Below are 5,669 nucleotides of genomic sequence, written 5' to 3'. Positions count from 1 at the left end.
GCCCGCCGGCGGCGGGGCGGGGGGCCGGCGGCCCGGGCGTCGGCCGTGATCCGGCCGACGCCGGGTGGGTCGGGCGACGCTCCCCGAGCTCAGGCGTAGTAGCGGAACACGATCTCCGCCACGCAGCAGGGCTGCGACGTGTCGGCGAACTCCACCGCCACCGACGCCGTGGCCTGCACCCCGGGGGTGGCCTGCGGGCCGGGCGCGGTGATCGCGGTGGCCGCGACGAGGGTCGCGGTGCCCTGGATCTCGACCCCCGGCGGCAGCGGCCTGACGAACCGGACCCGGTCGAGGCCGTAGTTGACCCCCATCGAGAAGGTCCGCACCTCCAGGATGTCGGCGAGCAGCCGGGGGACGAGGGCCAGGGTGAGGAACCCGTGCACGACGGTGCCGCCGAACGGCCCGGACCGGGCCCGTTCGACGTCGACGTGGATCCACTGGTGGTCCCCGGTGACGTCGGCGAACTGGTCGACCTGCCGCTGGGTCACCACCTGCGGCGCGCTGACGCCCAGCTCCGTGCCGACCAGCCCCAGCAGGTCGGTCGGGGTGTCGACGGTGGTCCGTCTCATGGTGCGCATCGGGGGTGCTCCGTTCCGGGTGGTGGGTCCAGGGTGTCGGGTCGGGTGGGTGCCCCGGGGGCGTGACGGTCGGGCGGGGACGTGGTGCCGGCACGGGCCGCCGCCTGGGCCGTGACGTGCGCGGTGAGCGTCTCCCACTCCCGGTCCCAGTCCGCCTCGGCCACCGGCGGGCGGGCGAGCGTGAGCATCCGGCGGACCGCCGCCGGGTCGCGGGCCGCGACCGCTGCGGCCAGCGCGTCGACGTGCCCGACGAGACGGTCGTCGGCGACGGCGGCGCTGACCAGTCCCCGGCGTACCGATTCCTCGGCCGACCAGGTCTCCCCCGTGATCAGCAGGCGTCGGGCGAGCGCCGGGCCGACGGCGAGGGGCAGCAGCACGCTGGACCCCCAGCCGGGGACCTGACCGGCGGCGAGGTGCCGGTCGCCGATCCGGGCGCTGTCGGCGGCGACCGCGATGTCGCAGCCGAGCAGCAGTTCGAGGCCGCCGCCGAAGGCCGCCCCGTTGACCGCGGCGACGGTGGGCACCGGGGCCGCCCGGAGGGCGCGGACCAGGCGGCGGCCCCGGTCGAGGTGGGCCAGCAGCGCGGGCAGGTCACCGAGCAGGGCGGTGGCCTCGGCGAGGTCGGCCCCGGCGCAGAAGCTGCGGCCGGTGCCGGTGAGCACGAGCACGCGTACGCCCGGGTCGGTCGCGGCGGCGAGCCACCGTTCGAGACCGGTCAGCACGGTGCTGTCGCAGGCGTTGCCGGACCCGGGCCGGTCGATGCGCGCCCAGAGTGCGGTCCCGCGCCGGGTCAGCACCACGGAGGTCACGTCAGGCTCACGCAGAGCTTGCCGAACGCGGTGCCGGCCAGCATCCGGGCCGCCTGGATCCGGATGTCGGCGAGGTCGACGACGCTGTCGACGACGGGTCGGAGCCGGTGGGTGTCGACGAACCCGACCAGCGCCACGAACTCGTCGAGGGTGCCCATGGTCGCGCCGTGCACGCTGATCTCCCGGGCGAACAGGCGTGGCAGGTCCAGCTCGGCGGTGAAGCCGCTGGTGCCGCCGCACACCACGATGGTGCCGCCGGCCCGGGTGCAGCGGGTCGAATGGGCGAAGGTGGCCGCGCCGACGGTCTCCACGACGATGTCGGCGAGTTCCGGGGTCCGTGCGTCGCTGTCCAGGGCGACGGCTGCGCCGAGGGCGAGCGCCCGTTCCCGTTTGGCCGCCGAGCGGGAGGTGACCATCACGGTTGCGCCGGCGGCCACGGCGAGGCTGATCGCGGCGGTCGCCACCCCGCCACCCGCGCCCTGCACCAGCACGGTCCGCCCGGGGCCGACGGCCGCCCGGGTGAACAGCATCCGGTACGCGGTGAGCCAGGCGGTCGGCAGGCTGGCGGCCTCGGCCCAGCTCAATCCGGCGGGTTTGGCGACGAGGTGCGCCGCCGGGACGACGATCCGTTCGGCGAGCACGCCGTGGCCGGCGTCGGGCAGCAGGGTGGCGTGCGGGACGGTCCGACCGTCGGGCGCGGTGGGCAGCACCGGGTAGACGATCACCTCGCGGCCCGCGGCGACGCCTGCCGCGTCGCTGCCGATGACCCGGGGCCCGTCGTGCCCGGTGGTGCCGATGCCGCGCAGCGTCCACAGGTCGTGCATGTTCAGCGCGCCGGCCCGGACGTCGACGTCGACCCAGCCGGGGGGTGCCGTCGGGGCGGCGAGGTCGCCGACGTGCAGCGCGCCGACCGGGTCGGCGACGCTGGGGGTACGGACGTGGGCGGCTCTCACCGGGCCGCCGATCCGGCCGGTTCGGTGGGCCCGTTCCAGAACGCCACGTCGGCGAGGTCGGCGCGGGCGGCGGGGCGGAAGTCCAGGCCCCGGGTGTAGGCGACCGGGACGAGGGTGACCGGTCGCCAGTCGTCGGGCAGGCCGAGCACCTCGCGTACCCGGGTGGCCCGGTGGGCCAGGGCGGTGGCCAGTACCGAGCCGAGGCCCCGGGAGCGCAGGGCGAGCTGGAACGACCAGGCGAACGGGAAGATCGACCCGTAGTAACCGGAGGCGGTGCCGCCGACGGGTCGCTGCGGGACCGGTTTGGTGCTGCACAGCACGACCAGGACGGGCACCTGCGCCAGGTGGTCGACGAGGTGCTTGACGGCGGCGAGGACCCGCTGCTGGCGGGCCTGGGCCTGCGGGTCGGCCCGGACGCCGGGTGACAACCGGGTGGTGGTGGCCGCCTCGCCGTCGGCCAGCGGGCGGGCGACCGTGTCGTGCCAGATCTCGGTGTACAGGGTGGACAGTTCCCGCTTGAGTGCCGGGTCGTCGACCGCGACGATCCGCCAGTCCTCCAGGTTGGAGCCCATCGGCGCCTGCTGCGCGAGGCGCAGGCACTCCTCGACGACGGCGCGGCCGACGGGCCGGTCGAAGTCCAGCCGGTGGCGCACCGCGCGGGTGGTGGTCAGCACCTCGTCGATGTCGGTGATCACTGCTCCGGTCATCGGTGGTCCTCTCCGGTGAGGCGGTCGACGGGCTTGTCCCGGTAGGGCAACGGGGTGCCCCACCGGTCGAGGTAGCTGACGCTGTGCACGGGCCGACGGGCCGCGACCCTGAAGTCGGTGCCGACGGTGTACGCGACCGGCAGCATGGTGATCTGCACCGCGCCGTCGGGGATGCCGAGCAGCGTGGCGACGGCGGCGGCGTGGTGCAGGTGCAGGGTGGTGATGACGGTGCCGAGTCCGCGCGCCCGCAGCGCCAGGTTGAACTGCCAGATCGCCGGATAGAGCGATCCGTAGAGGGCGGAGTTGGTGCCGGGACCTCCGGTGGCCGGGTCGGGCCGGGTGGCGCACGGGATGACCAGGTACGGGGCCCGCCCGATGTGCCGCGCGAGGTGCTCGGCCCCGGCGAGGATGCGGGCGGTGCGGGCGCTGACCGTGCCGTCCGCGTCGACGCCGCCGAGGCGGCCCCGGACCAGGTCGTTCCCGGTGCCCGCCGCGCTGTGCAGCGGTTCGTGCACGTGGGTGCGGTAGGCGGAGTGGTAGAGCGTCGCCAGTTCGGTCTTGAGCGCCGGGTCGCCGACGACGAGCCAGCGCCAGTCCTCGGCGCCGCCTCCGGTGGGCGCCTGGACGGCGAGTTGGAGGCACTCGCCGACGAGGTCGAGGGGCACCGGACGGTCGTAGTCGAGGCGCAGCCGGACCGACCGGGTGGTGGTCAGCACGTGGTTGAGGTCGGTGAACGGCAGGGTCATCGGTCGGCCTCCGGGGCGACGCCCATCAGGTCGGTGACGTGCAGGGTGTCGCAGTACTCGCGGACCTCGGCGATGCCGCCGGGCCGGACGTCGACGATCCAGAGGTAGCGGTTCTGGTAGCGGGCGCCGTCGCCGAGGACGGCGTGTCCGTGGGCCTCGACTGCGACCAGGGTGTCGTCGACTATCCACCGGTCGGCGGTGACCGCGATCCCGGGGGACGCGTAGGCTCCGCCGGCCAGTCGGGCCCGCATGGCGGCGAGTTTCCCGCTCATCGCGACCCGCCCGTGCAACGGGCCGTTGGCGTCGAGGTCGCCCCGGCCGTGGAGCCGGCCGAGGTCGCGGCGGCGGCCGGAGTCGGTCCACCAGGTGGCGTCGGCGGTGAACAGCGCGCCGAAGGCTTCGAGGTCGCCCCGGGCGAGGGCCGGCCACATCGCCAGCGCGGTCGCCAGTGCCGGGGGCGCGTCGATCGGGTCGGGCGGGTCGTGGCGTCGGGGGTCGTGGTGCGGGGGGTCGTCGAGGCTGCTGCGGGGTACGGGCGCGTCGTCGCCCACGACGTGCTGCGCGTGGGCGGTGTCGAGGTACTCCCGTACGGCGACGATCGCGCCGGTCGGGTCCACGTCGACGACGAAGCCGTAGCGGTTGGCGTACTCGCGTCCGCTGGCGTGGACGCCGTACCCCTCGACCTCGATGACGCAGGTGTCGTCCCCGGCGACGATCCGCCGGGGGATCTGCCGGCAGCCGGTGGGGAACGCGTGGGGGCCGAGGGACCGCATCAGCGCCAGTTTGTCGTCCATCCGCATGCGGCCGTGCAGGGGGAAACGTCCGCTGCCGTGCGGGGCGAGCGCCGGGTCGCCGCCGCGACGGTCCGGGCCGGTGTCCACCCACCAGGTCGCGTCGGGGGCGCACAACCGGGCGAGGCCACCGAGGCTGCCCCGGTCGAGCGCGGAGACGAAGTCCATGCCTGCCCGGACCGCGCGGGTCATCCGGCCTCCCACATTCCGACTGGTGGGTATCTAACACCCCCGGCCCGGACAACTCAAGGGGTGCTCAACATACCGACCGGATGGTATTTTGCTGACCAGCGGTTCTGACGAGGGGGTCTGTGGTGTTCGAGGCGTACCGGTTGCCCGAGGAGCACGACGCGGTCCGCGAGGCGGTCCGCGAGGTCTGTGCCGCCAAGGTGGCCCCGCACGCGGCCGAGGCCGACGAGAGCGGCGAGTTCCCCCGCCCCGGCTACGACGCGCTGCGGGCCGCCGACTTCCACGCCCCGCACATCCCCGTCGAGTACGGCGGGGCCGGCGCGGACGCCCTGGCCACCGCGATCGTCATCGAGGAGGTCGCCCGCGCCTGCGCCTCGTCGGCCCTCATCCCCGCCGGCAACAAGCTGGGCACGATGCCGTTGCTGCTGGCCGGGTCGCAGGAGTTGAAGCGGCGTTACCTGACGCCGGTGGCGGCGGGCGAGGCGATGTTCTCGTACTGCCTGTCCGAGCCCGAGGCCGGCAGCGACGCGGCGTCGATGACCACCCGGGCGGTCCGGGACGGGGACCACTGGGTCCTCAACGGGGTGAAACGGTGGATCACCAACGCCGGGGTGTCGGAGTTCTACACCGTGTTCGCCGTCACCGACCCGGCCGCCCGGTCCCGGGGCATCTCCGCGTTCGTCGTCGAGAAGTCCGACCCCGGGGTCAGCTTCGGCGCGCCGGAGAAGAAACTCGGCATCAAGGGCTCCCCCACCCGGGAGGTCTACCTCGACAACGTGCGCATCCCCGCCGACCGGATGATCGGCGCGGAGGGCACCGGGTTCGGCACCGCGATGCGGACCCTGGACCACACCCGCGTCACCATCGCCGCCCAGGCCGTCGGCATCGCCCAGGGC

The 5,669-nt window shown here is 74.8% G+C and carries 7 protein-coding genes; 1 reads left to right on the top strand and 6 read right to left on the bottom strand.

The window, feature by feature from the left end; all coding sequences use genetic code 11:
* Positions 1 to 89: 89 nt before the first annotated feature.
* From ACOJTC_RS00875 to ACOJTC_RS00850, 6 genes are read right to left on the bottom strand one after another with little or no spacing between them, the layout of a single operon-like run.
* Complete coding sequence (locus tag ACOJTC_RS00875; RefSeq protein ID WP_232378252.1) at positions 90 to 578, bottom strand: MaoC family dehydratase; 489 nt, start codon at positions 576 to 578, stop codon at positions 90 to 92.
* On the bottom strand, positions 566 to 1,387 hold the full coding sequence (locus tag ACOJTC_RS00870) for an enoyl-CoA hydratase/isomerase family protein (protein ID WP_420115359.1): 822 nt from the start codon (positions 1,385 to 1,387) through the stop codon (positions 566 to 568). The genes ACOJTC_RS00875 and ACOJTC_RS00870 overlap by 13 nt, the downstream gene beginning before the upstream one ends.
* On the bottom strand, positions 1,384 to 2,340 hold the full coding sequence (locus ACOJTC_RS00865; RefSeq protein WP_420115358.1) for a zinc-binding dehydrogenase: 957 nt from the start codon (positions 2,338 to 2,340) through the stop codon (positions 1,384 to 1,386). Before ACOJTC_RS00865 ends, ACOJTC_RS00870 begins: the two co-directional genes overlap by 4 nt.
* A complete protein-coding gene (locus tag ACOJTC_RS00860) occupies positions 2,337 to 3,047 on the bottom strand; it encodes a nitroreductase family protein (RefSeq protein ID WP_088642648.1) in 711 nt (236 codons plus the stop codon). The genes ACOJTC_RS00865 and ACOJTC_RS00860 overlap by 4 nt, the downstream gene beginning before the upstream one ends.
* Entirely contained in the window at positions 3,044 to 3,793 is a 750-nt protein-coding gene (locus ACOJTC_RS00855; protein ID WP_420115357.1) for a nitroreductase family protein, read from the bottom strand. The genes ACOJTC_RS00860 and ACOJTC_RS00855 overlap by 4 nt, the downstream gene beginning before the upstream one ends.
* Positions 3,790 to 4,776 carry a nuclear transport factor 2 family protein gene (locus tag ACOJTC_RS00850; protein ID WP_420115356.1) on the bottom strand — a complete coding sequence of 329 codons (987 nt, stop codon included), beginning with the start codon at positions 4,774 to 4,776 and terminating at the stop codon, positions 3,790 to 3,792. The genes ACOJTC_RS00855 and ACOJTC_RS00850 overlap by 4 nt, the downstream gene beginning before the upstream one ends.
* A 122-nt stretch (positions 4,777 to 4,898) precedes the next feature.
* On the opposite strand from ACOJTC_RS00850, the gene ACOJTC_RS00845 reads away from it, so the two are divergent.
* The coding region (locus ACOJTC_RS00845) for an acyl-CoA dehydrogenase family protein (protein WP_420115360.1) at positions 4,899 to 5,669 on the top strand (771 nt) is incomplete at its 3' end.

Origin of the sequence: Micromonospora sp., assembly GCF_048594385.1 — a bacterium.
Lineage (GTDB): Bacteria > Actinomycetota > Actinomycetes > Mycobacteriales > Micromonosporaceae > Micromonospora > Micromonospora wenchangensis.
This window is presented reverse-complemented; position numbering and strand designations above follow the sequence as displayed.

What these genes read in the sequence shown, in the direction of transcription:
- ACOJTC_RS00860 (WP_088642648.1), bottom strand. Translation starts at nt 3,047, where the DNA reads ATGACCGGAGCAGTGATCACCGACATCGACGAGGTGCTGACCACCACC.
- ACOJTC_RS00875 (WP_232378252.1), bottom strand. Translation starts at nt 578, where the DNA reads ATGCGCACCATGAGACGGACCACCGTCGACACCCCGACCGACCTGCTG.
- ACOJTC_RS00855 (WP_420115357.1), bottom strand. Translation starts at nt 3,793, where the DNA reads ATGACCCTGCCGTTCACCGACCTCAACCACGTGCTGACCACCACCCGG.
- ACOJTC_RS00850 (WP_420115356.1), bottom strand. Translation starts at nt 4,776, where the DNA reads ATGACCCGCGCGGTCCGGGCAGGCATGGACTTCGTCTCCGCGCTCGAC.